This is a genomic window from Hydrogenoanaerobacterium sp. (assembly GCF_032017025.1).
Classification (GTDB): domain Bacteria; phylum Bacillota; class Clostridia; order Oscillospirales; family Ruminococcaceae; genus Hydrogenoanaerobacterium.
Window position 1 is genome coordinate 1 of record NZ_DALZQO010000035.1, and the last position, 25,166, is coordinate 25,166.

23 protein-coding genes are annotated in these 25,166 nt (G+C 46.1%); 8 read left to right on the forward strand and 15 right to left on the reverse strand.

The window, feature by feature from the left end:
* Nucleotides 1–239 precede the first annotated feature (239 nt).
* Nucleotides 240–527: a hypothetical protein gene (locus RTV33_RS14795; RefSeq protein WP_312645517.1), complete on the forward strand. Its 288-nt coding sequence runs from the start codon at nt 240–242 to the stop codon at nt 525–527.
* Between the two features lie 10 nt (nt 528–537).
* On the opposite strand, the gene RTV33_RS14800 is transcribed toward RTV33_RS14795, so the two are convergent.
* A complete protein-coding gene (locus RTV33_RS14800) occupies nt 538–1,590 on the reverse strand; it encodes a uroporphyrinogen decarboxylase family protein (protein WP_312645522.1) in 1,053 nt (350 codons plus the stop codon).
* A gap of 264 nt (nt 1,591–1,854) precedes the next feature.
* Here RTV33_RS14800 and RTV33_RS14805 point away from each other — a divergent pair, with 264 nt between their 5' ends.
* The 3 genes from RTV33_RS14805 to RTV33_RS14815 all read left to right on the forward strand — a co-directional run bounded on the left by RTV33_RS14805 (nt 1,855) and on the right by RTV33_RS14815 (nt 4,284).
* A complete protein-coding gene (locus RTV33_RS14805; RefSeq protein ID WP_312645524.1) occupies nt 1,855–2,643 on the forward strand; it encodes an AraC family transcriptional regulator in 789 nt (262 codons plus the stop codon).
* A 501-nt stretch (nt 2,644–3,144) separates the two neighbouring features.
* Complete coding sequence (locus RTV33_RS14810; protein ID WP_312645527.1) at nt 3,145–3,717, forward strand: chromate transporter; 573 nt, start codon at nt 3,145–3,147, stop codon at nt 3,715–3,717.
* A 3-nt stretch (nt 3,718–3,720) separates the two neighbouring features.
* Entirely contained in the window at nt 3,721–4,284 is a 564-nt protein-coding gene (locus tag RTV33_RS14815; protein ID WP_312645529.1) for a chromate transporter, read from the forward strand.
* A 94-nt stretch (nt 4,285–4,378) separates the two neighbouring features.
* Here RTV33_RS14815 and RTV33_RS14820 read toward each other — a convergent pair whose 3' ends face one another.
* From RTV33_RS14820 to RTV33_RS14885, 14 genes are all read right to left on the reverse strand, one after another.
* On the reverse strand, nt 4,379–6,355 hold the full coding sequence (locus RTV33_RS14820) for an ABC transporter permease (protein WP_312645531.1): 1,977 nt from the start codon (nt 6,353–6,355) through the stop codon (nt 4,379–4,381).
* On the reverse strand, nt 6,348–7,115 hold the full coding sequence (locus RTV33_RS14825; protein WP_312645533.1) for an ABC transporter ATP-binding protein: 768 nt from the start codon (nt 7,113–7,115) through the stop codon (nt 6,348–6,350). The genes RTV33_RS14820 and RTV33_RS14825 overlap by 8 nt, the downstream gene beginning before the upstream one ends.
* Nucleotides 7,116–7,242: 127 nt before the next feature.
* Nucleotides 7,243–8,244: a sensor histidine kinase gene (locus RTV33_RS14830; RefSeq protein ID WP_312645536.1), complete on the reverse strand. Its 1,002-nt coding sequence runs from the start codon at nt 8,242–8,244 to the stop codon at nt 7,243–7,245.
* A 3-nt stretch (nt 8,245–8,247) separates the two neighbouring features.
* A complete protein-coding gene (locus tag RTV33_RS14835) occupies nt 8,248–8,922 on the reverse strand; it encodes a response regulator transcription factor (RefSeq protein WP_312645538.1) in 675 nt (224 codons plus the stop codon).
* Between the two features lie 244 nt (nt 8,923–9,166).
* Nucleotides 9,167–10,204: a uroporphyrinogen decarboxylase family protein gene (locus tag RTV33_RS14840; RefSeq protein WP_312645540.1), complete on the reverse strand. Its 1,038-nt coding sequence runs from the start codon at nt 10,202–10,204 to the stop codon at nt 9,167–9,169.
* A gap of 37 nt (nt 10,205–10,241) precedes the next feature.
* Entirely contained in the window at nt 10,242–10,781 is a 540-nt protein-coding gene (gene hxlB / locus RTV33_RS14845) for a 6-phospho-3-hexuloisomerase (RefSeq protein ID WP_312645542.1), read from the reverse strand.
* 5 nt (nt 10,782–10,786) lie between these two features.
* Nucleotides 10,787–11,407 carry an orotidine 5'-phosphate decarboxylase / HUMPS family protein gene (locus RTV33_RS14850; RefSeq protein ID WP_312645545.1) on the reverse strand — a complete coding sequence of 207 codons (621 nt, stop codon included), beginning with the start codon at nt 11,405–11,407 and terminating at the stop codon, nt 10,787–10,789.
* Between the two features lie 33 nt (nt 11,408–11,440).
* The gene (locus RTV33_RS14855; protein ID WP_312645547.1) at nt 11,441–12,385 is read right to left on the reverse strand and encodes a sugar kinase; all 945 of its coding nucleotides are present in this window, start codon (nt 12,383–12,385) and stop codon (nt 11,441–11,443) included.
* Complete coding sequence (locus RTV33_RS14860) at nt 12,378–13,094, reverse strand: hypothetical protein (protein ID WP_312645550.1); 717 nt, start codon at nt 13,092–13,094, stop codon at nt 12,378–12,380. The genes RTV33_RS14855 and RTV33_RS14860 overlap by 8 nt, the downstream gene beginning before the upstream one ends.
* Entirely contained in the window at nt 13,054–15,183 is a 2,130-nt protein-coding gene (locus tag RTV33_RS14865) for a hydantoinase/oxoprolinase family protein (protein ID WP_312645552.1), read from the reverse strand. Before RTV33_RS14865 ends, RTV33_RS14860 begins: the two co-directional genes overlap by 41 nt.
* Nucleotides 15,184–15,354: 171 nt before the next feature.
* The gene (locus RTV33_RS14870) at nt 15,355–16,647 is read right to left on the reverse strand and encodes a citrate transporter (RefSeq protein ID WP_396327525.1); all 1,293 of its coding nucleotides are present in this window, start codon (nt 16,645–16,647) and stop codon (nt 15,355–15,357) included.
* A gap of 51 nt (nt 16,648–16,698) precedes the next feature.
* Entirely contained in the window at nt 16,699–17,442 is a 744-nt protein-coding gene (locus tag RTV33_RS14875) for a sugar phosphate isomerase/epimerase (protein WP_312645554.1), read from the reverse strand.
* Nucleotides 17,439–18,068 carry a bifunctional 4-hydroxy-2-oxoglutarate aldolase/2-dehydro-3-deoxy-phosphogluconate aldolase gene (locus RTV33_RS14880; protein WP_312645556.1) on the reverse strand — a complete coding sequence of 210 codons (630 nt, stop codon included), beginning with the start codon at nt 18,066–18,068 and terminating at the stop codon, nt 17,439–17,441. The genes RTV33_RS14875 and RTV33_RS14880 overlap by 4 nt, the downstream gene beginning before the upstream one ends.
* Before the next feature lie 20 nt (nt 18,069–18,088).
* On the reverse strand, nt 18,089–19,135 hold the full coding sequence (locus tag RTV33_RS14885) for a LacI family DNA-binding transcriptional regulator (protein ID WP_312645558.1): 1,047 nt from the start codon (nt 19,133–19,135) through the stop codon (nt 18,089–18,091).
* 1,098 nt (nt 19,136–20,233) lie between these two features.
* On the opposite strand from RTV33_RS14885, the gene RTV33_RS14890 reads away from it, so the two are divergent.
* The 4 genes from RTV33_RS14890 to RTV33_RS14905 all read left to right on the forward strand — a co-directional run bounded on the left by RTV33_RS14890 (nt 20,234) and on the right by RTV33_RS14905 (nt 24,979).
* The gene (locus tag RTV33_RS14890) at nt 20,234–21,328 is read left to right on the forward strand and encodes a BMP family ABC transporter substrate-binding protein (RefSeq protein WP_312645560.1); all 1,095 of its coding nucleotides are present in this window, start codon (nt 20,234–20,236) and stop codon (nt 21,326–21,328) included.
* 177 nt (nt 21,329–21,505) lie between these two features.
* Nucleotides 21,506–23,026 (forward strand): ABC transporter ATP-binding protein, encoded by a 1,521-nt coding sequence (locus tag RTV33_RS14895; RefSeq protein WP_312645562.1) that lies wholly within the window; start codon nt 21,506–21,508, stop codon nt 23,024–23,026.
* Nucleotides 23,007–24,065, forward strand: coding sequence for an ABC transporter permease (locus RTV33_RS14900; RefSeq protein ID WP_312645564.1), 1,059 nt, complete (start codon nt 23,007–23,009; stop codon nt 24,063–24,065). The genes RTV33_RS14895 and RTV33_RS14900 overlap by 20 nt, the downstream gene beginning before the upstream one ends.
* Nucleotides 24,065–24,979: an ABC transporter permease gene (locus tag RTV33_RS14905; protein ID WP_312645566.1), complete on the forward strand. Its 915-nt coding sequence runs from the start codon at nt 24,065–24,067 to the stop codon at nt 24,977–24,979. The genes RTV33_RS14900 and RTV33_RS14905 overlap by 1 nt, the downstream gene beginning before the upstream one ends.
* Nucleotides 24,980–25,166: the final 187 nt, after the last annotated feature.

The window sequence follows — 25,166 nt, forward strand, 5'->3', positions numbered from 1 at the left end:
GTTGTTCCCTGGTCGAGTGCCATTATGTACTTTCCCATTTTAATTGCCTCCTTATAAAATAACAAAAACATGAAAAGATTTTTAATTGCTTATTAAGCATACAAATACAGGATAGATCCATTAAACGACATATAAAAAAGTGCAAGTACCCTCATAAGAGAGGAACTTGCACTTCTCCAAACTCTGGTACTTTCTTCGTTGGCACCATCTTAATTGATTTTGATTCGTGTGTCAATCATTTGGAAATCATTTTTTTGCTTTTTGTCAATACTTACAAATTTAAGTTAAATTGTCGCGACAAAGTGCTTAAAATTTGGATTACACCTGACCGCAATTTACACCTCGTTAGCGAGAAGCACGGCTACCGTGTAATCCAGACGCAGGCCGTCGCGCTGGCGATGGGCTGCCGCGAACGCGCTCGCGGCTCTATTGCAATTTCCGGTGCACGCTTGCCCAAAGCCTCCCCCTTATTATGTAGTGTTCGCTTGTTGGTAGAATATTTTATTGTAGGTGCAATTTCGCCGTAAAGAGCCTGGCCTATTTGATAATGGGGTAAGCACCAAAGTCGCGCGCCGCCTGATAAAAGGCTTCTATATTTTCTACCGAGGTGTCAGACTGGATGTGATGAGCAGGTGAGAGAATAAAACCACCGCCGGGTGCGCAGTCGGTGATGAGCTGCTTTACCTCACGGCGTACATCAGCGGGGGTACCGAACGGCATAATCTGCTGTACGTCCATGGTACCGTACATGGTGATGTTTTTGCCAAAACGCTTCTTGAATTCGGCAGGGTTCATTGCCATCGGCTGAATGGGATTGAGCACATCCAAACCGATCTCTACCAAATCATCCACTACAGCCTGCAAATTTCCGCAGGAGTGATAACACAGCTTAATATTGGGGTTATGCTTTTTAAACTCTGCAAACATCTGCGCATAACGCGGTTTAAAGTGCTCGCGCCACATATCGGGCGACATCATCATGTTTTGCTGGGTAGCAATATCATCGCCGAGCCACACCATATCAACACCAAGGTCAATAAACTGGTGCCCCATCTGCAGCGGGTATTGCATTACCTTATCAAGCAGAGCAATGGCGTAGTCCTCCTCCATTGCCAAATCCATCATAAAGGTATCCAACCCGCGCAGATACCATGCTGCTTCAAAAACACTGCACTGGCAGGAGCCGATAATCCATTTTTCTTTGCCATAGGCCGCAACCGCCGCTTTGGTTGCGTCAATCACATCGGTTGCTTTGGCTGGGTCAGGCATGGTATAATCGTATATTTTTTGCTCGTCACCCGCGAGTGGATGCTTGTGTATTTCGGTAAAATGCCCTGTCTCGTTGCTAATATTCTTCCACGTGATACCGTAGGGACAGAGGTACTCAGGGTCGGGCTTATAGTAAAAGCTATTTTCCAGCCCCGATGCAATCTTGACCATGTCATTGCCAAGCGCAACACCAAGGTCACCGTCCGGGTGGTATTTTGCCATCAGTTTGTCTTCAATTTCGGGTACATACGTAGCACAAACAGGTACTCTGTCCGGCTCCTCGTGGTTAATGGCCATTAAAACGCGTTCTTTTGAAGTCATATAGTACACTCCGTTTCGTATTACTGTTTCAGCTATAGCTTACTCTGCTTTGCAAAAAAAGCAAATGCACAAAACGGAAAAATATATAGATATCGGAAAATTCATATAAAAAATGAAACTGTATTATTTGACAAATTACACAGAACAAAACTGGTATATGCAGAATTATGCTAAAAATTTATTTATTTACTGCTTACCCTTGCGATTTCAGGTTAATTGTGATAATTTCTAAATATATAAAATTTTGCAACAGGGGTGAGCATATTGTACTTTGATTTCTGCGTAAATGACGCACCGGAACTGGTTACAAACATTGTACTGGACACTATTTTTAACATTGTTGGAGATAAAACCTATTGCACACCACGCAAGCCTGTTACTGCGGGAAAAACATATTTTGTGTACACCACACTTGGAAATGGAGTCATTTGTTACGATAACCATACCTTCGAGGTGGGGCAGGGTGATTTTATTTTTATGCATCCGAATGAAAAATTTAGCTACCGCTGTAAAGACGATACTTGGCATTTCTGGTGGTTTGAATTTAAGAGTGAACAACAATTTGCGGCTGCCGATACTGTTTATAATCTTGCGGTGAGCGATTTTGTAATGTGCTTGTTTGAACAGAGCTTGGTTTATGCAAAAGCGGGACGCTGGGATATTTCCTCTACTTTGTTTACTTCGGTATGCAACATTTTGCAGCATATGCTGCTTACTACAGCTGCTTCAAAACACACAGAAAACTTACGTATAGCAGAACAATATATCCGCGAAAATATTCAAACCGTAACAGTGGGGGAGCTTAGCGCACACCTGCAAATGAGCGAGCGAACGCTGCGCAATATGTTTTACAGCACGGTAGAGCTTTCGCCCAAGCAGCTTATTTCAAAAATACGGCTGGATTCGGCACAGCAACTGCTGGAGAATTCGCTGCTTTCTATAGAAGAGATCGCAGTACAGTTGGGGTTTTGCAGCCAGTTTCATCTCAGCCGCAGCTTTAAGGAGCGATTTGGTATTCCTCCGCTGAAGTACCGCAAGTTCTTTCAGCGCTGAACGATAAGCAAAACAACTTCGATATAAAGCGAATTTCTGATTTCTGAATTATACGGTTGTTTACGATACTGCAATTTTGAATGGATGGCTGGGTGCTTACCAACAATCACCCCCGACTTTACAAGACTCAACCTCTATGTAAAAAAGGTGTTTCCCCAATATTTTATGCCATGTAAGGCTGTAGGTAAGATTAAAAACGCGGCAGAAAATCTGGAACTTACAGGCAGAGGGCTGCAAATCATTGCATATGCTGCTGCACAGTACGAAAAAACGGATGCTGCTCCCGCCTTTAGCCGGGTGAGACACTGCAGTTCGAAATCAAAATTACGCTGCAATAAAAAAAGAATGTAAGGACTTTTGTTGTGTATGCGTGTACGGCAGCGTTATTACCCCGTGCTGGCTTGCTAAATTAGCTTTAAGCATGGGACTGGATGAGCTTATACTGTTTTACATAAGATGTTTTAAGGAGTAGAATAGTAAAAGTAAGGAGGGTATGAAACCATGAAAAAAGACCTAAAGGTTTATCGCAAACTATTTACATCTACCTTTTATTTAAGTGCATTTACGTTTGGCGGCGGGTTCGTCATTATTCCGCTGATGAAGAAAAAATTTGTAGACGACCTAAAGTGGATTGAAGAAGAGGAGATGCTGAATTTGGCTGCTATTGCACAGTCCTCTCCGGGGGCTGTTGCAGTAAATGCTTCTATTTTACTGGGGTACCGCATTGCAGGCTTTTTCGGCGCACTGGTAACAATTTTGGGTACTGTATTACCACCACTCATTACACTCTCCATCATCTCTTTGTTTTACACTGCATTTCGTGATAATGTGGTTGTAGCCGCGGTTCTGAAGGGGATGCAGGCGGGTGTTGCTGCGGTAATTGCCGACGTTACAATCAATATGGGCGGTAATGTAGTAAAAGAAAAGAAAATGCTGCCCATATTTGTAATGATGGGGGCGTTTATCGCTACTTTCTTCTTCAAGGTGAATGTCATTTTCATTATTCTAATTTGTGGAACATTGGGTGCGGTTATGGCATTTCAGAGTGAAAAAAGCAGAAAGGAACGGTCTTGACCCATGGCATATTTGCAGCTTTTTTGGAGTTTCTTCCAAATTGGATTGTTCAGCATTGGCGGTGGATACGCGGCAATGCCCCTGATTCAGAATCAAGTGGTAGACATTCACCACTGGCTGACTCTTACTGAGTTTACAGACCTCATCACCATTGCGGAAATGACGCCCGGGCCCATCGCAATCAATTCCTCCACTTTTGTAGGGATACAGATTGCGGGAGTTGCAGGTGCCATTGTAGCTACGATAGGGTGTATACTGCCGTCCTGCGTAATAGTTTCGCTGCTCGCGTTTTTATACTACAAGTACAAAGAAATAGCAGTGATACAAGGCGTGCTCAGCGGGCTGAGGCCGGTAGTAATCGCACTGATTGCATCCGCGGGGCTATCTATTCTGGTACTTTCCTTCTGGGGGCAGCAGGGCTTTTCTTGGAACATCAGCACAATTGATTTTGTTTCGGTTGGCTTGTTTTCAGCGGCACTTTTTGTGATACGCAAGTTTAAGCCAAATCCGATTTTTGTCATGCTTGGTACCGGTTTGTTGGGCGGAATTATCTATCTGATTACATAAACGGGAAGGTAGACCCAAATAATAGTGTGCTTCTACCGAAATATTATTACGGCAAGTATTACAAAAATGTCAATCAATATGGCATAATTTCATTTCAAACCTTACCCTGTACAATGCGGTAATAGGTGCGAGCAGTAAGCTGATAAACCACAAAGTAAAGCACCGTAAATACTAAAACTGCGCCTATGGTGCACAGCAAAAACAATGTCGTATTGGTCATATTAAACACGACCAGCATTTTGCACAGTACACGGAATGCGACGGTGATGTGGAGCACCGCCATACCAAGCGGCAGAAAGAATACCATAAGCACCTGCTTTTGAATGGTGCTGCGAACCTCTTTGTCGCTCATGCCTACCTTTTGCATAATCTGAAAACGCTCGTGGTCATCAAAGCCCTCGGTAATCTGCTTGTAATAGATAATCAGCACCGCGGCGATCAGGAATAGTGTAACAAAGAAAATACCCACAAACAGCATACTGCCGTAAACCTGATAAAAGTCATTCCGCGCGGAGTCAATGTTATCGACCGTGCCGAGGCGAGGCACAGCTTCGTTAAAGGCACTGCGCATTGTGGCGTAGTAGTCGGGCAGCCTGTTCGAATCTCCTAACACATCAAACTTGTAATCATACCAAAGATTGCGCTCGTTTTCCCCACCATAGCTCCTATTAAAGCTATCTCTAAACTGTTCAAGGTCCGCCAGAGCAGGAACTACTACTGTAAGCCGTTCACCCATACCGATTGAGCTTATAAATGTTGGATTTGGAATAGTTCCTGCAACCTCATAGCTTTGATCATTTAAAGTAATGGTAGCTTCTTTCAAAGGTTTGCCGCTGCTATAAATCAGGATCTGGTCGTCTTTGAGTTGTTCCGATGCACCGGTAATACGGTTATAGTCCTCCAGCAAAATCATGTCTAATTCATAAGTGTCAGCTCCATAGAATTTGCTCATATCAAAGGTGTTGTTATTTCTTTTTGTGGCACAACTAAAGCTTGTATAGCCCACGGCATTTTCAATGGTAAAACCGTATTCCTGTGCATGACTGTTGGCAGTTGCCTCTACCAGCTCGGTGTTTTGTTCGTCGGCAATACAGGTTACCTGTACCTGTCGGGGGAACCTGCTGCGCAAAATATCTTCCTCCCCGATGAACAGGCAAACGGTGGAAGAAAGTGTTACAAGAACACAGGTGGAGAGAATGCAGATGTTTGCAAGGCCGGTAGCGTTTTGCTTCATGCGGTAAATCATACCGGATACGGAGATAAAGTTTTTTGACTGATAGTAAAATTTTTTGTTTTTGCGCAAAAGCTTAAGTACCACAATACTGCCTGCAATAAACAGGCAGTAGGTGCCGATGATGACCAGCATAACCGCAAAGAAAAAGGCAGCCACCGCATCGGACGGTGTCTGAACCATCCAGGACAGCCCATAGCCGCCACCCAGAGTTACAGCGCCAATCAGTGCCAGCAGCCAGCGTGCCTTTGGCTCTCGTTCGCCCTCTTTGGTACTGTGTAGCAAAGCAATAGGGTCAGACCGTATAATGCCGACGATATCGAAAACCAAAATTGCTACAAAGCCCAACCCGAACAAAATTCCGGTTGAAACAATCGAACTTAGCGGAATTTGAAAGGTAAGTGCCGCTGGCAGCCCCACTATTTTCAGCAGCAACAAAAACAGAAGCTGGCTGAAAAGTGCACCGCCTGCAATGCCGCAGATAATGCTGATAGCTCCGGAAATTGCAACTTCCCACAGCATAACAATAGAGATGTGCCGCTTTTCCATGCCTAAAATGCTGTACAAGCCAAACTCTTTTTTACGGCGCTTCATAATAAAGCTGTTGATGTAAAAGAGAATGATCAGTGACAGAAAGCCACACACCCATGAGCTGAGCTGTAAAATGGCTCCCATGGTTCCGCCGCCGGCTACGTGGCTCTCAGAAACCATGATTGTAATAGAGCTGAGGATATAAAACAGAGCAACTATCAAAGTGCCGGCCAGCAGATAGGGCAGATAGATGCTTTTGTTCTTTTTGATATTGGTGCATGCCAATCGAGGGTAGAAAAACTTATTCACGTGCCTTTCCTCCTGTTGCCAGAACGGTAAGTGTATCGGAAATTTTCTGATACATTTCTTCATTGCTCATGTTACCCTTATAGAGCTGATGAAACACGACCCCGTCTTTAATGAACAGTACACGTCCGGCATGGCTGGCAGCGCGAGTGCTGTGGGTGACCATCAGAATGGTCTGCCCCTCGTTGTTGATTCCCTGAAATACACGCAGCAATCCGTCGGTCGCCTTGGAGTCCAAAGCACCGGTCGGCTCATCGGCCAATACCAATTGCGGGGCAGTGATGAGCGCACGGGCAACGGCAGCACGTTGTTTTTGTCCGCCGGAAACTTCATAAGGGTATTTTTCCAGCAAATCAGTGATGCCCAGCTTTGCAGCTATGGGCTCTATGCGTTTATTCATTTCATCGGGGCTTTTGTGTGAAAGCACCAACGGCAGAAAAATATTATCCTTTAGCGAAAAGGTATCCAGCAGGTTGAAATCCTGAAACACAAAGCCAAGGTTATCTCTGCGGAATGCAGACATCTGCCCGTCTGGGATTTGTGTCATGTTTTTTCCGTTTAACAGCACTTCGCCACCGGTGGGCTTATCCAAAGCCGCTAAGATGTTCAGCAGTGTGGTCTTGCCTGAACCCGATTCGCCCATAATTGCTACGTACTCACCTTGTTCCACCGTGAAAGTTACATCGGATAAAGCCTGTACCTGATTGCCGCCAAAGCGGGTGGTATATATTTTTTTCAAATGCTTTACGTCTAAAAGAGACATCGTAAAAATTCCTCCAAGCTATATTAGTCTATAACTATAGTATAAGAAAAAAAGAAATGTACAGCCATTGAATCGACTTACATTTCTTTTTTCAAACCTTACATTTTTGTAAGGTGCTCTGTAACCTTTATTCGATATCAAACTTTTCACGTGAAAGCGAAAGCATTACTTTTGTTCCTTTGCCAACGGTTGAGGTAATAGCAATAGAGTGCCCCAACAGTGTCAGCACCTGCTTGCACAGGCTTAGCCCAATGCCGGTAGACCGCATATTCAGCCTGCCGTTATAGCCGGTGTAGCCCCATTCAAATACACGAGATAAATCCTCCGGCTGAATACCGATTCCGGTATCCTCTATGACAAGTGTTTCCGGTAGGTTGTCGGCAAGGTAGATGGAAACTTTGCCCTCCTGCGTGTACTTTACGGCGTTGGTGAGCAGTTGTTCAATGACAAATATCATCCATTTTTCATCGGTAATGGTACGGCAATTAATCGGTGCAATGTTCACACCGATTTTTTTATGGATAAAGAGAGTGGAAACCTTTTTAAGTGCCTGTTTTACCAGAGCGTCTACTGAATACTCCTGCAACACCAAGTCGTGAGAATCCATGCCGAGCCGCTGATATTGCAGCACCATCTCAACGTACTGCTCGGTTTTGAATAGTTCCTGTTCCAAGGTGCCGCGGTCCAGCGTTTCCTCCTGTAAAAGCAGCCGTATGGCGGCTATAGGCGTTTTAATCTGATGTGACCACAGCGTATAATACTGCGTGGCTTCAGCCGCACTTTGCCGGGCGTTTTCCTCAGTGTCAAGGCACCGTTTCTCTAAAAGTCGAAGTACTGCTTGGTATTCCTGTTCCAACAGGTCATTGGGCAGCGGCAGCTCGCCCAGATGATAACCCGCCTGCTGTTTTAAAATTCGCAGCTGTAAAAATTTCTTTTGGTAGTTGAGAAAATCCAAAACAACAAACACCAGCACCGCCGCAAGAATAATCAATGCAACATAGATTGCCGGCCCCCAAGGCAGGCCATACAGCCCATACACGGCGAATAGTGCAATTAATAGAATAGCAAGCAAAAACAAGAGACTTCTTCGGCTTTTTAGGTAGGCGCGATAGATTGAAATTCTTTTCACAGCTTAAGCCTCCACCAAATAGCCGACCCCTTTTTTAGTGGCAATAAAATCTGAAAGGCCTATGCCCTCCAACTTCTTGCGCAAGCGGGTGACGTTTACGGTAAGTGTGTTGTCATCAATAAAGCTCTCGGTTTCCCACAGTTTTTTAATAATAGTATCTCTTGCAACGGTGTTGCCTTTATGCTCCATCAGAAGCTGCATGATTCTAAATTCATTTTTTGTCAGCTCCAACCGTTCGTTTCCATAAAGCAGGATAGATTCACCAAGATTGAGCGTAACGCCGTTGTGATTAAGAACATTCATGTCGGCCCCGAACGAGTAAGTACGGCGGAGTACCGCTTGTATTTTCGCCGTCACTACTTCTAAATTAAAAGGCTTTGCCACAAAATCGTCCGCCCCCAGATTAATCGCCATAACGAGGTTCATGTCATCGCTTGCAGACGAAATGAAGATGATTGGGGTCTGGCTGATTTTACGAATTTCGGCACACCAATGGTATCCGTTAAAAAAGGGGAGAGAGATATCGAGAAGTACCAGGTGCGGCTCATAGGTCTCGAATTGCTCCAGTACACTGCCAAAGTTCGCGACAGCCTGCACCAGATATCCCCATTTTTTGAGCTGCCTCTCCAGCACTTCGGTAATGGTAACATCATCTTCTACGATCATAATTTTATACATAGGTTACTCCTTTGCAGATAGGGATAGGGACGACAGTTGAAACGTAAGTTACGCAGCAAAATAACCGCCTAGCTATTTGATTCATTATATCACAAATTGGTCTCAAACGCAGTTATGTACTTGTGCTATGCACAAGTTTGCGCGCAGCTTGAGAATGTATAAGCCAAAAACATCCTGTATCCATACTAAAGGATACAGGATGTTTTTTAATTTTGCTTTAAATAACGTGTACGGTAAGCGGCCCTTATAAATAACGGTATTCTTCTGCAGCATCCAGCATGGCTTGTACATTTTTAGGCGGTACATCCGATCCGATGCCATTGGAGGGCGCAAGGATAAAGCCCTTGCCGTTTCTGCGGAAAATATCAAAGAGGTCTTTTACAGAAGCTCTCACCTCTTCGGGGGTACCATAAGGGAGCACCTTTTGATTGGAGATACCGCCATAAAATACAATTTCATCCCCAAATTCTTCCGCAACCTGCTCAATATTGATGCTTTCGGGCTGCAAGGGGTGTAGAATATCGACCCCAATTTCAATAAAATCTGGAATGATCTCATGTATATCGCCGCAGCTGTGGAAAATAACAGGCAGACCGGCACTTTTATAAACAGAAATTATTTGTGCAATATGGGGCTTTATCATCTCCCGCCACATGTTGGGCGACATCATCAAGCCGCGCTGGCTGCCGTAATCATCTCCTATTCTTCCCGCGCTTACACCGGCCAGTACATAACGCTGTGCCACGCGCACCTGATACGCAGTGATTTTATCAAGCAGCTCAGTTGCAAACTCAGGTTCACAAGCGAGATCCATCAAAAAGTTTTCAAATCCGCGTAGCGCATAAGCGCGCTCAAACATGCTTAAAGCCTGATAGGAGGCCACCATATATTCATTGCCGTATTTTTTTATAATCTCGTTTGCATAATCAAGAAGCTCGGGGTCTTCGGGCGAAGGAAAAACATAACTCGGGTAATTGTCCATATCCTCCAGCGGGTGCACATCAAAAAATGTTCCCTCTTGCGCCATGTCCCATCGTACCTTCCATTCATCAAAAACATAGCGCTCTTTAAAAGAACGGGTTTTGAGCTTACCCATACCATCGTTTAGGTAGGCAAACATAATATGATTATCCATAACCTCAAGCATAGAGGCATCGGAATGGGTAAGCTGACAGTACTCTGCATATTGCTCCAAAGCAGTTGGGGTAAAATCAAACTGAACCGGAAACTTATCCATATTTGTGCGTGATATGGTATTTAAAATTCGTTGTTTGTGGGTCATATTACGGCCCTCAGCTTTCAGATTAATTTTTACCGGTTTACCAGTGCTTTCCGGTAGCGGTGTCGTTGGATGTATGATCACGTCTGCTCAGCATCAGGCACAGTACATCCAGTGTGATGTGCAGTGATTGGTCAAACAGCGAGCTGAGCAGCTGAATGGAGCCACGGCTTTCGCCGCCGTCGCCGCGCACCGTGCCGGGAACGGTGAGGATAGCCGAAGCTGCTTTTGCAACAGTAGACTCTGGTTTACTGGTTACCGCAACCACAGTGCAGCCTTTTTCCTTTGCTTTTTTCGCGTCTGATACCACATAGGCGCTCTCGCCGGAACCTGATACGGCAATAAACACATCACCCTGTGACACAGCAGGTGTAATGGTCTCGCCTACCACATATGCCTGATAGCCCAAATGCATCAGCCGCATGGCAAAGCCCTTCGCCATCAGTCCGCTGCGCCCCTCGCCGTCCACAAAGATACGGTGCTGCTTTTGAATACAATCTGCTACGGCAGACAGCTCCTCGGGCTTCACCCGTTCCAAAACTCCGGAAATCTCCTGCAAAACGGTTTGCATCAGTTCCATACTTATCATCCTTTCGTTGCAAGGCGAAATTGTTCGGCGGCCAATTTTCGGTCACCCGCTTTGGTGATTGCACCGCCGATAACCGCTATCTCAAACCCGCTGTGGGCAATCAGCCCTATTGTATCAAGCGAGATTCCACCCGCAACAGCCAGGCGGCTCACCCCCTGTAGCAGCTGAAGGTTATCTTGAATCATCTGCTCCAACCCGGAGCCTGCTTTGTCGGCCGGAAGGTGCAGGCAGAAAATTGCGTCCTCAAACTGCCTAAGCAGCTGCATTTTCTCTGCTGAAACTTCCAACAGGTCGATCATATAGTCTTTGTGCTGCTCGTTGGCAACCTCACGGCAGGCAGCAATCGTAGTAATCGAGGCGGCTCCCATCACGGTAACGATATCCGCACCCGCCCCGTAAGCGCTGCAAAATTCATAAGCACCCTCGTCAATGGTTTTACTGTCCGCCAAGATGGTTTTATTGGGGTATGCCCGACGGATTGCTTGAATGGAAGCATTTCCGAAATCCTTGATCATAGAGGTGCCCACTTCGATAATGTCTACCGCATCCGCTGCATCATGGCAAATCTGCAGCGCCTCCGGTATGGTTACGCGGTCAAGTGACAGCTGTATTTTCATGCTAACCTCTCCTTGCATCAAATGATGTGAAGGTTATTCCTCATAGGTGGCGATGCGGGCTGCGAGCTCATCGCGGTTGGGAAGGCCTTCATTGTCGCTCACAAACTCCACTTGGATAGAACCGATGGCATTTCCGCGTATAACGCAGTCGCGTAGCGGCAATCCCTCCAGACGTCCGCTGATGATGCCCACGGCAAAGCCATCGCCCGCACCCACGGTATCGACAACCTTTTTCACAGCGAACCCCTTTTGAACATAGCTTTCGTGTAGGGTGCGCACGTAGGCTCCATCCTTGCCGAGCTTTACAATTATCTCCGGTACTCCGAGCGCCTGATAAAAATCTGCAATTTTTGCAGGATCTTCACTGCCGCAGAGGATAAGTCCCTCTGCTGTACCGGGCAGTACCATATCGCATCTGGACGCCAGATCGTTGACTACCTCAATCATTTTCTCTCGGCTTTCCCACAGCATAGGGCGCAGGTTGGGGTCAAAGGTAAGAAAGATTCCGGCATCTTTTGCACGCTCAATCAAGCGGTAGGTTGCTTCGCGGCAGGATAAGGAGAGCGCCGGGGGAATACCTGTGACATGAACATGCTGAATACCGGTAAAATCAATTGCTTCCATGTCTTCTTTGCACAGCTGCGAAGCGGCAGAGCCTTTGCGGTAATAGGCTATAGCGGGGTCACCTTCGGTCACCTTGCTTTTCAGTTGCAAGCCGGTGCGGTAGTTATCGTCAAACGAAATAAAGGTTGTATCGATTTTTTCACGCTTTAAGAAATTGTAGATATATTCTCCCATAGGCTCTTTGCCCAACTTTGTAATATAAGCGGGGGTATGCCCCAAACGGACCAGACCGGTACAGACGTTTACCTCAGCACCCGCCAAGCTTCTTGAGAAATGCTCCACTTCACTGAGCGGCCCCACAGTCTCCGCTACAAATAAAGCCATGGGCTCGCCCATAAGAATTACTTCAGCCATTTTTTTCTTCTCCCTTAACGTTTTTAAACTGTAAAATATCTTGGTATAGCTTACGGCTCTGTATTTCGTTTTTGCTCCATGGTAGCAGCACATCAAATACATACGGGCTGTAGTTCAAGTGCAGCATCTCCGCGGCAAACGCCATGGCTGCAATCTCGCCCAAACAGATAAGCCCCGATTTATAACGTAAACGGCCAACACCCCACAGGTCAATTCGGGTTGTACGCGTGTAAAGTGTGGGGGTTTCTTCCTCAATAAAATGAAACATTTCGTGGGCGGTCAGCAGCTGCTCCACGTCTACGTACTGCAGCATTTCTCCCATATCATGTTCTAAAATCAAGTCTTGAGTGGCGGTTACATTGCCCATAAACAAGGTGATGCTGTTGGGTGAATGGAACTGGGCAAAGGTGATGAAATTGTCCACCCCAAAGGAATCCTCGCGATTGATATTGAGCCCCAGTGCAGCCACAAGCTGTGTAATGTCTTGCTGTCCAAAGCGTTTTTGCAGCTTTTGTGCTTCTTCGCGCCCACAGCGGTTGGCACTTTGTATCATTTCGCGGCGCAGGTCGGTGGATACCCGTTTGTGAATGGGGTCGCGGCTGAACGCGTAGGTACCCCACTCCTGTTCGGTCATAGAGACTAGCTCTCGTATCATCTCTTTCATCACATCAAATATTGTTCTTTGCGCCCACAAGGATGACCTGCTCATCCGGTTCGCGGTCGCCGATTTCGGTATCTACCACCATCTGCAGCTGGTCAAGATCCATCATGCCCTCAAAATCAAGCACCTTGCCGCCTGCGCAAAGGTAGATATCGGGGGTGAGCTTAATGTCGCTCTTATAAACCGAAAGCTCTTCCCACATCTGCTCAATGACGGATGGAGCCTGCGCAACGGTGCAGTCTGCGGCTTTTCCGTCTCCGCGCTGAATTTTAATAAAGCCCTTCTTATCTACGATACGAAGCTGATGGGAGCCGTCTGCCTTTTCACTGGTGAACACATAGAAGACGTTGTTTTTGGCTGCCAGTGTTACCTTGTCGGTTGTGGTACCCAAAGATTGGGCAGCAATTTCCCTGGCATCTTCTTCGGTGCAGGCACGCAGCAAATCGGTGGTCTGCACTTCGGTAGAGCCAAGCGCAATTGCTGTAATGCGGGAGGTTTGCGCGTCTATCTCAATCTGAACCTCAATGCTGTCGGGCAGCGCGCCGCCCGCAATGGCAAGGTCGGCTGCTTCTTTTTTGATGGCTGCGATGTCCTGCTTTGAGGGGTTTGGAATAACGCGTTCCACCACATCACGAACCATGGCAAGCGCCACGCCAATGGAGGAGATGACCTCGGCATTTTCAGGGATGTTGTAGGAAAGCCCCATATGCTCTGCCGTATAGGGCAGCAGGGCGGCAGCACCGCCCCCCACACCCACGAGCGATATCTGGTCTTTTTCCAGCTTGTACTTTTCAGCCAGTGTTTCAATAACAGGCTTGATCTTTTCGTAAGACTTTGCCAGAATCGCTTCCGCCACCTGCTCTACAGTCTGCCCCATATAGTCGGCGAGGGGCTGCATTGCTTTTCGGGCAGATGCAACGTTACCATAGGAGTAGTCCTCGGGTTTAACAATGCCAAGCACGTTGGCGGCACAGCTATTGGTAATGGTGATACGCTTGCCGTTTGCCAGACGAATGGCGACATAATCGCTCGGGTCCCCCTTTTTGGGGCAAAAAAACTCCACCTGTGGGTCTAAAATCTCCTCTTCTGGGGTATAAACAGCGTAGGGCATACCGGCAATGTGGGCGCTGCGCGGGCCTACATCTTTAATACCCTCCTTACCGGCGCGCACCATGCTGCCTCCGGCAATACCGAGAACGCGTACATCCAGTGAATTGATGTAGGTGGGGTGCCCGCCAACGATGGAGTAATCTACGGCAGGGCGCCCGTTTTTGATAACACCGATGTTGGTACTGGTGCCGCCTACCTCAAAATAAACACCGTTGGAAGCACGCAGGTACATCAGTGCCCCTACAACGCTGGCGGCCGGGCCGGAAAGCATGGTGAGCACGGGGCGTTTTTTCATTTCAGATATATCCATGACACCGCCGTCACCGCGCATAATCATCAGCGGTACTTCGATGCCCGCTGAGCGGACACTCTGTTCGGTGCTGCTGGCGGTATCCAGCATTTTAGGCAGAATACTGGCGTTGATAGCGGCAGTTCTGGTACGGCGGGTCAGCCCGTAAAGCTTGCTAATTTCAGAAGCGACCGAAACGGGGATGTTATGTTTTTCGGCAACTTTTTGCACCTGTTCTTCCTCGGTGATGTTATCTACACCGAAGGCCTTACTTGCTACAATAACCTGTGAACCGCAATCGGTGAGTTCTTTGATAGCACTCTCCACAACTGAGTCAGTCATATCTTTCAGCTTTAGGTAGGTGTGGTGAATTTTAATGGTTCTGCCGGTACCAAGATCAATGTCATCCAACTTGGTTTGCTTTTTGGCGAGCATACCCTCCAAACCGCCTTTGCCAATGCCCATTACGCCAACCTCGGCAACGTCGCCTTCAAGCAGTGCGTTGGTTGCCTGCGTGGTGCTGTGCGCTATAAAAATAACGTCCTGCGGGTCGATACTATTTGCATTGAGGCAGTTCTGAAAGGCTTTGATTACGCCCGCAGACACACCCATTTCGTGGTCGTGGGTTGTCATTACCGAGGCTTTGCCTACGATTTCATGCGTGAGGTTATCAATGGCAACTGCCTTGGTGTGGGTTCCGCCTACGTCAATGCCGACTCTGATTGCTCTGTTGCTCATAATAGTGGGCTCCTTTCTGTTGCGCCTGTTGCGATACCATTTATGGAATATCCCGAAAAGACGGGAAACTGCTCCAATATCCTGTATTTTTGGGATATGCCATGCAGATTTGTTTTTAAGGCTACCGCCAACCCGCTGCGAGGGGATTGGCGGTAGTAAAAAATCAGTGCATTAATGCATGCCGTACATAAAGTACACAATAAGGCTGTTGACTGCGCAGATGATCCAACCCCAGAGTACGCCGGAGGTTAAAAACTCTTTGGTGCTCACCTTCGCGTAATTGATTGCCCACAGGTTCCACGACTGTGTGGGGCAGCATGAAATGTTCATTGTAATGGTAGGGGTATAAATGAGCGGGAACAGAAGTACCGCGCTGTAAATGCCCATACCGTTTAAAATGCCAAGAACTGCTGCGCCTGCACCAAATACGGTAAGCGGACCACGGAACAGGCCCAAGGGTGCAATAATGGCGAAAAGGATGCACAGGAACAATGCATTTGTGGGGATTACGCCACCGAGAATCTTTTCGAAGAAATAGGAGCAGGGGCCTGCAATTTTGTTAAACATCGGCAGGATGAACAGGAAGCCGAGCAGGGATGCAACGTCCACAACACCGTCGTAGAAGGTTTTGGTGACAATCTGCTCGCAGTCTTTGTAAGACTTAATTTTACCGCAGACAAACAATGCATAAAAGGCCGCGACAATAAACGCGGGGATAGGCTGCCAGCCGAATACGATGGCGAGTACTACAGGAATGAGGGGGGTAATCAACGAAAACCAAGGTGCTTCCGCTCCCTCAATGCTACCGGTGGACGCTGCCCACGAATGAACAAGAGCTTTTTTATTCAGACGTACCGCAATCATAACCACAATAACGGCCAGCTGCACTGCCATAGCGGCGAAACCAAATTTGAGGTAGTTACTGTCGTACTGGAAGCCCTCGAAGATGCCTTGCATTTGTTTAAAGAGTACGAGGTTTACATACATGCCCGAGCCGACACTCATCAGGTAAGCGGAAACGGCCAAAGGCTTGGGTACGCCCAGAGAGAGCAGGATAGGGAGGACGATAACACCCACCGCAACAACTGCACCTGCACCGAAGGTACTGGTGAAGATAAGCCCGGTTACAATGCACAGCAAAACTGTGGTGACAAGCGGTTTATCTCCGCCGAGCTCTACCGTTTTGCGAATAATGGTAGCTGCGATTCCGGTTTTGACCAGAACTTGTCCGAACCAGCTACCAAAAATAACAACAACCGCGGTTGCGCCCCAGCTTTCCGGGCCGCCTTGGAAGATCTTTACCTGCGCATCTGCCCAGGTAAGCTGCCCGCCGATAATTGCCAGTGCAGTCCAGAAAATTGACATAACCAAGAAGCCGATCATGAGGTTGCCGCCTTTTACCGCATATACGGTAAAACCAATGAAAGATGCCAAGAGAATGATGCCGATGATGATGTCTAACACTACAACTCCTCCTTAAAATAGAAATATATGTTCAGTGTATTGCGCCCTAAATTAAATATCTGCCTCCAACAGTTTTTGAATTTCATCAGGTAGGCAGCCGTCGCAAGGATATTCCAGCGCGACAGGAACATTGGCGGGAAGCTCCCTCAAAATAGCCTCCCAATGCAAGTCGCCTTCTCCGAGGTACGCTGCCGTAGGCGGAGTGCCTTGCAGCACGTCTTTTATATGGATATAAGTGACATATTCTTTCAGTAGGCGAGCCGCTTCGAAGGGGTCTTCACTCGTCCAAAACCAGTTGCCGACATCAAATGTAAGGGTGATGTTCCCTCCCAGTGCCCCAACAGACTCCAAAAAGGATTTGATTTTTTTGCTGCATCCATTTTCGGGGGTCTGGTCATTTTCAATGGTCTGCGAAATGCTGTACTTCTCACATAAAGTGGATATCGTTTTTATATCTTCTGCGGTGACGGTTTCGTAATCGCCGATATTCAGCTTTACAAAACCACAGCCCATTTCTTGTGCCTCACGGTAAAAACCCTCCAGACGCTCGGCCATCAGCCTACCGTCTTCATACACATAAGAGGGAACTGAATAGAACAGACGAATGCCATAGCGAGTGGCGGCATGCGCAATGTCGGGCAGTTCAGTGGCAAAATCCCGAATAAATTCACGGCGGATTTCCACGTTGCTAACTCCCAGCTCGTGTAGCGGTTTGAGCAAATTGGCCTGCGCAACACCTGCTTTCAGCTGATTCTGATAGACTAGGGTATTGATAACCAAAAGATTCGTTTTCAAAATACTTCTCCTCTCGCAGCTTTGAGCCTATCGACACGCTCTTGGATAAGGGGAAGATTGCCTTTATGGATACCACCTGTGAGATATCCGCCCAAACCAACAGCGTAAGCACCTGCATCAAACCAACTTTTGATGGTAGTATCATCCACGCCGCCGGTGGGCATAAATTCAAGAAACGGCATGGGGGCTTTGCAGGCTTTGATGATACCGGGGGAAATGCATTCGCCTGGGAAAAGCTTGACCACCTCACAGCCTAAAAGATGAGCTTGGTATGCCTCGGTAGGGGTAGCCGCTCCCATCGAGCAAAAAACCTTATTTACTGCACAGAACTCGCCCACCTCCCGAACGATGCAGGGGGAAACGATAAAGTCAGCTCCGCTTGCAAGCGCCTCTTCTGCTTGCATCTCATTGAGCACGGTGCCTGCACCGATCACTGCGTTTGGCAGCTCAGCTTTTAATTCCCGAATGAGCTTTGGAGCATCTTTGACTGAAAATGTAATCTCTAAAGCGTCAATGCCCGCCTCCAAAGCGGACTTGCATACCGCTTGGGCGGTATCAAAGTCTGCACAGCGAATCACAGCAATCATGGCGCCTTTTAGTAGCGCTTTTACTTTTTGTTTGTCCATGGTGGGATCTCCTTTGGGCATTATTTTTGTTTTATCAGCTTGGTGGAGCCGCGAATAACAAGTTCATTTGGCAGCTCCAGAAATTTAGGCTTGCTTCGATTTTTATTTTTAATTCTTTTGATTACCAGCTCTGCACAAAGAACTCCCACCTTGTGAGAATCCTGAGTGATTGTGGTGATTCCCGGGGGAATCACTGAGGCCCAGCCCCAATCATCAAAGCCGCAGATGCCAAGCTTATTCGAGATTTCATAGCCCGCTTTGTTCATGCCGTTTAAAACATTCAGCAGGGTAACGCCGTTTACGGTAAAAATAGCAATCGGTTCGTCCGGATATTTACCGATAAAAGCATCTAAACTTTTGACACAAACACTGAGATCGTTGGCATCTACCGGAAAGGTGCATTCGTTTCCGTCAATGTGATAAAGCTGTTCCATAGCGGCTAAAAAGCCACTGTGCCTGATGTAACGGCTGCTGATTTTCCCTTCAGCCTCAGTGAAAAAGGCCACACGTTTGTATCCCTGATGGTAAAGGTGCTTGATGCAGTCGTAGGTGGTGTGGTAGTTTTCCGTGGTAACGGTGTCTACCGCGAAACGATCCAGCAGGCAACGGTCGGCCAACGCTACGGGGAAACCTTTTTGAAAAAGCTCAATGATATAGTCGTCGTTGTAACCCGTGGTATTGATGATCAGACCATCCACTTGGCTGTTGAGCAGGGATTGTATCCCATCCAGCTCCTTTTGAGCATTGTTGTCCACATTTAAAAACAACACTTGATATCCGTTGCGTAGGCATACATCGCTGACACCCTTGACCAATATTGAGGAAAAGTGGCTGGTGATATCGGCTATAATACAACCTATCACCCTGCTTTTTTGAGATTTTAAACTCCGTGCAATGTTGCTGGGGTGATAATTTAGTTCGATAATAACCTTTTCAATACACCGCTTTGTTTCGGGCGACATAAACTCGTACTTTCCGTTTAGGTAGCGCGATACTGTTGTTTTTGAAACCTTTGCGGCTGCGGCAACGTCATTGATTGTGACATTGTTCTTTCGAAAGCTCGGCATTTTGTATCCTTCCTTTTGCAATTAATCTGCACTATTTGTATTGATTTTAAGGAAACTGTATTGCACTTTAACTAATTGTTATTTACTTAATTATAGAAAACTAGAGTTTATATATGTTAAATGGTTTACGAAACTGGTTTACTAAATTTTTGTGCCACCATTATAGGTATGATTTCTAAGTTTGTCAATACTGCTCCCATAATTCTACATTTAAGATAAAAATGGAGAATATGGCTGTGAAATACTTCCAAAAAGGTTGTATATAACTTCTGAATCCAATAAAATTATCTGTGTAGATTAACGATAATTAGCGTAAAAACACAACTGAAATTTTGCATTTGACGATAAAACAGAGGAAGAAAAGAAAAAATATTCAGCTAAAAACCGATCGATTTCTTTGTTTTTTCAAAATTTTTGATATTTTAGCTATAAAATAATCGCTAATGCTTGTTTCAAGCGGTGCAGTTTTTTACTGTTTTTTAGAAACTTATTGACATAAATTCTATAAAGTTTAAGCATATTTGCTTTTCTATCCATTCCGTAATTTCACTGGCTGCGTATTGCTCAATAATATAAGCTTTTAGATAAATTTATAAAAAAAGGATTGCAGCAGGCATATAAAAGTGCCTGCTGCAATCCTTTTTATGAGGTGGTAATGAAGTATAGTTAGTCTGCAAAATTGCTTTCAACAAGTTATTTTAAGCTTTGCAAGCCGTCTGGTCATCATCCCCTTGTGCGGTAATGGTTAGCTTAGTGTTTTTTATTGCATTTATGCGATACAAATTTAACTTGTACATACATTATGCTGAATTAGCATTGTACAAATAAAAAAATTCTAATTAATTGATTTTGATATGCTGAAATTTGTACAAGTTGAAAATAGGGGAAACTAAAAAACTAAAACGATCGTAAACTGAAATTTAATTGAGAAAAGGGGTTGAAATAAGAATGACTAATAAGTTAAATCAACAAAAAAACGACAGAAATTTATCATATCAGACAAAAAACTGGTCAACTATTGACATGCTTTTGTTCGAGTGATATTCTTCTCGATAAGCAGTACAAGTAAAACGCTTGTACAATATAGGAGGAAATATAATGAAAAAAGTCTTATCTGTTTTATTGGTTTTAGCATTGACCCTTTCACTTGTTGCTTGTGGTGGTGGTAAAGCTCCCGCTGGCAGCAGTCAGTCGCCCGACGCATCTTCTCCAGACGCATCTTCTGCAGCTGGAACTGATGTCCGTGTAGGTCTTGTGTCGTCCAGCAGCGGCTTTGGTGATGGGGCGTTCAACGATTTAACTCTCAAAGGTCTTGATAAAGCAAAAGCAGAACTTGGCATTGAGTACGATAAGGTTGCAATCAAGGCTGTAGGCGATATTGAGCTCTCTTTGCGTGATATGGCTTCTACAGAAGATTACGACCTAATCATTGCGCTGACCTACGAGGCAATCGACGCAATGAAAGCGGTTTCAGCTGAATTTCCTGAGCAAAAATTTGCACTGATCGATACAGAAATCGAAGCTCCTAACGTAACCTGCTACACCACTGCAGATGAAGAAGCTTCCTTCATTGTTGGTGCGGTTGCTGCTATGATGAAACAAAACTCTGCAGATTATGGTTTGGGCACCGATAAAAAGCTAGGCTTTATCGGCGGTGTTGATGCCCCGAATATTCGCGTATTCTACTCTGGTTTTGCTGCCGGTGCAAAATATATTGATAAAGATATGGTTATTTTGGATGACTATGTAGGCGGCTTTACCGATATTACAACCACAAAGGAAATTGCAACCTCTATGAACTCTCAAGGTGCAGATGTTATTTTCCATGCGGCGGGAATGTCAGGCAACGGACTTTTCCAGGCAGCCAAAGAAAACGGAACAAAAGCATTTGGCGTTAACCTCAACCAAAACGCAGTAGAGCCGAGCGTTATTGTTGGCAGTATGATTAAAAACGTAGACGTTGCCGCTTATGATGCAATTAAATCTGTAGTGCGCGGTACATTTGAAGCAAAAACCAGACGTCTGACAATGGCAGACGGCGGAGTTGATATGGCAACCGAAGGCTCTGAAGTGAATTTGTCGGAAGAGATCACTACAAAAATTGCAGAGCTGAGAAATAAAATCGGTACGGAAGAAATCAGGGTACCATCCACTGTGGATGCTTTGGCGGAGTTTGAAAAAGGACTTGCCTAATTAACCCAATATACCTCAAATGACAAGAACTGGGGCGTAAACCGCCCCAGTTCTTCTGAAATGCAGGGTGAAATTAAATTTTTTCATTTTGCCCTGCTGTGTAAAATTTTCGCAATAAACTACTGGGCTTGTGCTTGAATGGCATGTGTCGTTACGTTAAAGAAAAGGAGAACTTCTATGCCTACCGCAATTGAAATGCGTAATGTTACTAAGACGTTTCATAAAGTGGTTGCGAACGATAATTGCAATCTCTCCATTGAACAAGGGGAAATTCACAGTATATTAGGAGAAAACGGTGCAGGAAAAAGCACCTTGATGAACGTTTTGTTCGGAATGTATCGGCCGGACAGCGGTACTGTTTTGATTAACGGCAAAGAACAGGTGATTCGCAATACCGGAGATGCATTTCGCTTGGGATTGGGCATGGTGCATCAGCACTTTATGCTTGTCGAGAACATGACTGTCCTTCAAAATATTATATTGGGGCAAGAAAAAGGGCGCTTTAAGATTGACTATAAAACAAGCCATGCAGAGGTTGAGGAGATTGTTCGTCAATATGGGCTTGAACTCGATCTCAACGCCAGGGTAGATGAAATCTCGGTTGGCTTAAAACAACGTGTCGAAATTGTCAAAACCTTATACCGAGGCGCCGATATCATCGTTTTGGATGAACCAACAGCAGTGCTCACTCCTCAGGAGTCGGACAAATTGATGGTTATTTTGAAAAACATGAGAAAGATGGGCAAAACAATTATCTTTATCACACATAAGCTCAAAGAAACAATGGAAGTGGCCGACCGTGCAACTATTTTGCGTGACGGTCGGACGATTTCCACAGTAGAAATCGCCAAGACCAATGTCAACGAGCTGGCAGCACATATGGTTGGGCGTGAAGTCAACTTCGATATTGGTAAAGCACCCTGCCAGCCGGGGAAAACCATGCTAGATATCCGTGACCTGAAACTGCTGAATTCCACCGATAAAACCGTCAGCTTTCAGGTGCGCAGCGGTGAAATAATAGGCGTCGCCGGTGTAGACGGCAATGGGCAGCTTGAGCTGGAAGAAAGCATTATGGGGCTGCGCCCGATTAAGCGGGGCAGTATTCGTTTTCAAGAAAGGGAACTGATAGGTCAAAAAACGCTCAATATTAAGGAGCTTGGCATCGGCCATATCCCTTCCGACCGCTACCAGCGGGCCATCTTGCCTAAAATGTCTCTGAGTGAAAACTACCTGCTGGGTTTTCAGGACAAGCCCGAATTTAAAAAGAAGGGCTTTGTAAATTATAAAAAATTAAAGGCTGTAACGGCCAGAATGCTGGAGCAATTTAATGTGAAATGTTCCGGCATTGAACAAAAAATCGGCCAGCTTTCTGGCGGTAACCAGCAGAAGGTTGTACTGGGACGCGAAGTGGAGGATTGCTATAAGCTAGTGCTGGCTGCACAGCCGGGACGTGGGCTGGATATTGGCGCAGTACAGTTTATACATAACCAATTTTTGCGTCTTCGTTCAGAAGGAAAAGCCGTGCTGCTGATTTCAGCCGATCTGGAAGAGATTCAAAAGCTGTCTGACCGTATTGCTGTTTTGTATAAGGGTGAATTAATGGAATTCAAACCCGCCGAAGAATATACAACAGAAGAAATCGGTTTATTGATGGCCGGTAAACGAATGGAGGAGAACAATGCAAAAAACAACGAATGAAAAGTGGAAGTCTCTGGTCGAAAGCCCGGTTGTGTGTTCCGTTCTGTCCATTCTGCTGTCGCTGCTCATAGCATCTGTTTTTATCTTAGCAGTCGGCAAATCTCCGGTACTGGCATTTTCGTCCTTGCTCAAAGGTTCGCTTGGTTCCGTCAAAGCGGTGGCAAACACCTTAAACAAATCCGTTCCTCTTATCATCACCGGGCTTGCCGCAGGCTTTGCATTTAAAAGTGGTCTGCTCAACATAGGTATTGAGGGGCAGCTGCACATCGGCGCGTTGTTCTCTATTTTAACTGCAATGAACCTTCCGGCCGGAACCCCTGCGGTTATTGCAATTTTAATGTGTATTATTGCGGGTATGCTGGGCGGTATGATTTGGGGCGCGCTAATCGGCCTGCTGAAAGTAAAATGCGGCATCAACGAGGTAATCATTGCTATTTTACTGAACTACATTGCGATTGAATTTGTCTCCTATATGATCAACTATCCGCTTCAATCTGCGGCACGTTTGCCGGAGACCGATCAAATACCGGCGCAATTCCGTTTTCCGTCGCTGGTGGAGCGTACACAGCTATCGGCCAGTTTGTTCTTGGCACTGGCGGCAGTCATTGTGGTTTACATCATTATCAACAAAACCACGCTTGGCTATAAGCTGCGTGCGGTTGGTGATAACGCATCGGCAGCGAAAGCCGGAGGCATTGCGGTAACAGGGCTTTCGGTTTTGGCAATGGCAATGAGCGGTGCTATAGGCGGGCTTGCAGGTACCACCGAGTTGCTCGGTACCTACGGAAAATTGTTTGACGGTTTCTCAGGAAACTGCGGTTTCACAGGGCTTGCAGTGGCAGTACTGGCCAACAATAACCCGTTTGTAATCATTCTTACTGGTTTATTGTTTGGCATTATGGACAGTGGCGCCCGTATGATGAGCATTCGCGCAGGGCTTTCAGCCAATATGGTCGTCGTTATTCAGGGGTTAGTCATCTTTTTTGTGGCAACTCCGGGTATATTCAACTTTATTAAGAAAAAGAGAAGGAGCAAATAATGAATTTAGAAGTTTTATTTTCAATGAACACACTGCTACTCATTCTGCGGCTTGCGGTTCCTATTATTCTTGTTGCTCTTTCCAGTACAATATCAGAGCTGGGCGGTATTATTTCACTGGGAACAGAGGGCATGATGCTGATTGGCGCCTTTGGCGCGGTAGCCGGATCTTACTTTACCAATAGCGGTTGGCTCGGTATGCTTATCGGTGCGGCATCCAGCGCAGCAATTGCATTGTTTTACGGTCTGCTTTGTGTGCGTTTTAAAGCAAACCAAACCGTTTGCGGTGTAGGTTTAAATCTGTTTGGGCTGGGCGCCACAGCAGTTGGCACATTCCTTATTTGGGGGCAGGAGGGTATCAGCGCACAGGTAACACAGCTTCCCAACATCACAATCCCTCTTTTGAGCGACATCCCGGTATTGGGCAAGCTGTTTAAAAACCAGTCTCCCATACTCTACCTTACCTTTGCGCTTGCAGGTATCGCCTGGTATATTATTCGCTACACAAAAACCGGTCTGCGCCTGCGTGCTGTCAGTGCACATCCTATTGCTGTGCGCAGTGTGGGGGTTAACGTAGAAAAATACCGCTATGCCGCACTTGCCATCAGCGGTGCCTTGGCCGGTATTGGCGGCGGCTTCCTCTCTATCGTACAAAACAACGTATTTGTCAATAATATGACAGCAGGACGAGGCTTCTTGGGCGTGGCTGCCAATATTTTTGGCGGATGGAGCCCCATTGGTTCTCTAGGATCAAGCTTTATATTTGCTGCAGCACAATCGGTACGGTTTAATATGCTCGAAGCGCAGATTCCGGACCAATTTGTACAAATGCTGCCCTATGCCATCACAATCATTGCACTTATTTTGTTTGGTAAACGCGTAAAATCACCAAAAGCATTGGGTGTAATTGAATAAGAAAGGGAATTTAGACATGCAAACTGAAAAAACATTACATATTAAGCTGTGCAGTACCGATGTGGGACGATATGCAATCGTTCCCGGTAACCCCGACCGTTGTGAAAAAATCGCCGCTTTTCTGGATAATCCACGCAAAATCATGCAAAACCGTGAGCATACAACCTACGAGGGCTTTTTGGAGGGT

What these genes read in the sequence shown, in the direction of transcription:
- RTV33_RS14890 (WP_312645560.1), top strand. Translation starts at nt 20,234, where the DNA reads ATGAAAAAAGTCTTATCTGTTTTATTGGTTTTAGCATTGACCCTTTCA.
- hxlB (WP_312645542.1), bottom strand. Translation starts at nt 10,781, where the DNA reads ATGGAACTGATGCAAACCGTTTTGCAGGAGATTTCCGGAGTTTTGGAA.
- RTV33_RS14810 (WP_312645527.1), top strand. Translation starts at nt 3,145, where the DNA reads ATGAAAAAAGACCTAAAGGTTTATCGCAAACTATTTACATCTACCTTT.
- RTV33_RS14840 (WP_312645540.1), bottom strand. Translation starts at nt 10,204, where the DNA reads ATGACCCACAAACAACGAATTTTAAATACCATATCACGCACAAATATG.
- RTV33_RS14905 (WP_312645566.1), top strand. Translation starts at nt 24,065, where the DNA reads ATGAATTTAGAAGTTTTATTTTCAATGAACACACTGCTACTCATTCTG.
- RTV33_RS14900 (WP_312645564.1), top strand. Translation starts at nt 23,007, where the DNA reads ATGCAAAAAACAACGAATGAAAAGTGGAAGTCTCTGGTCGAAAGCCCG.
- RTV33_RS14885 (WP_312645558.1), bottom strand. Translation starts at nt 19,135, where the DNA reads ATGCCGAGCTTTCGAAAGAACAATGTCACAATCAATGACGTTGCCGCA.
- RTV33_RS14825 (WP_312645533.1), bottom strand. Translation starts at nt 7,115, where the DNA reads ATGTCTCTTTTAGACGTAAAGCATTTGAAAAAAATATATACCACCCGC.
- RTV33_RS14850 (WP_312645545.1), bottom strand. Translation starts at nt 11,407, where the DNA reads ATGAAAATACAGCTGTCACTTGACCGCGTAACCATACCGGAGGCGCTG.
- RTV33_RS14835 (WP_312645538.1), bottom strand. Translation starts at nt 8,922, where the DNA reads ATGTATAAAATTATGATCGTAGAAGATGATGTTACCATTACCGAAGTG.
- RTV33_RS14895 (WP_312645562.1), top strand. Translation starts at nt 21,506, where the DNA reads ATGCCTACCGCAATTGAAATGCGTAATGTTACTAAGACGTTTCATAAA.
- RTV33_RS14855 (WP_312645547.1), bottom strand. Translation starts at nt 12,385, where the DNA reads ATGGCTGAAGTAATTCTTATGGGCGAGCCCATGGCTTTATTTGTAGCG.
- RTV33_RS14815 (WP_312645529.1), top strand. Translation starts at nt 3,721, where the DNA reads ATGGCATATTTGCAGCTTTTTTGGAGTTTCTTCCAAATTGGATTGTTC.
- RTV33_RS14865 (WP_312645552.1), bottom strand. Translation starts at nt 15,183, where the DNA reads ATGAGCAACAGAGCAATCAGAGTCGGCATTGACGTAGGCGGAACCCAC.
- RTV33_RS14880 (WP_312645556.1), bottom strand. Translation starts at nt 18,068, where the DNA reads ATGGACAAACAAAAAGTAAAAGCGCTACTAAAAGGCGCCATGATTGCT.
- RTV33_RS14860 (WP_312645550.1), bottom strand. Translation starts at nt 13,094, where the DNA reads ATGAGCAGGTCATCCTTGTGGGCGCAAAGAACAATATTTGATGTGATG.
- RTV33_RS14800 (WP_312645522.1), bottom strand. Translation starts at nt 1,590, where the DNA reads ATGACTTCAAAAGAACGCGTTTTAATGGCCATTAACCACGAGGAGCCG.